General features: G+C 65.2%; 1 protein-coding gene. It reads right to left on the bottom strand.

What is annotated here, in order from left to right:
* On the bottom strand, nt 1-610 hold a 610-nt coding region (locus SCA03_RS34865), incomplete at both ends, for a condensation domain-containing protein (RefSeq protein WP_230989127.1).

The following is a 610-nucleotide window of genomic DNA, read 5'->3' as shown; positions in this document are numbered from 1 at the left end:
CTCCTGTGCGGTGAGTCCGGGCAGTTCGAACGCGGCCTCCGGAGTGTTCTGCAACACCAGCATCGCCTGCACCAACGGCGTCCGACTCGTATCACGCTCCGGCGCCAACTCCTCGATCAACCGCGAGAACGGCACATCCTGATGCGCGAAAGCCTCCAGAACCTCACCCTTCACCCCCTCAAGAAACGCACCGAACGACAACCCCTCATCCACCCACGACCGCAACACCACCGTATTCACAAAAAACCCGACAAGCCCCTCCAACTCCGCACGCTCACGCCCCGACACCGCCGTACCCAACGCCACATCCCGCTGCCCCGAATACCGCGACAACAACACCTGCGTCACCGCCACCAACACCATGAACACACTCGCACCCGCACCACGCCCCACACCCGCCAAACCCCGCCCCACACCAGCAGGCACCTCGAACACCCACGTCGAACCCCCCGACGACCGCACCGCAGGACGCACCCGGTCCAACGGCAACTCCAACGGCTCCAACCCCGCCAACCGCTCCCGCCAGAACCCCAACTCCCCCTCCAACACCCCACCCGACAACCGCCCCCGCTGCCACACCGCAAAATCCGCATACTGCACCGGCAACACC

Source organism: Streptomyces cacaoi (assembly GCF_006539165.1).
Taxonomy (GTDB): Bacteria; Actinomycetota; Actinomycetes; order Streptomycetales; family Streptomycetaceae; genus Streptomyces; species Streptomyces cacaoi.
Note: the sequence above shows the minus strand (reverse complement) of the source record. Positions and strands in the feature narration are given on the sequence as shown.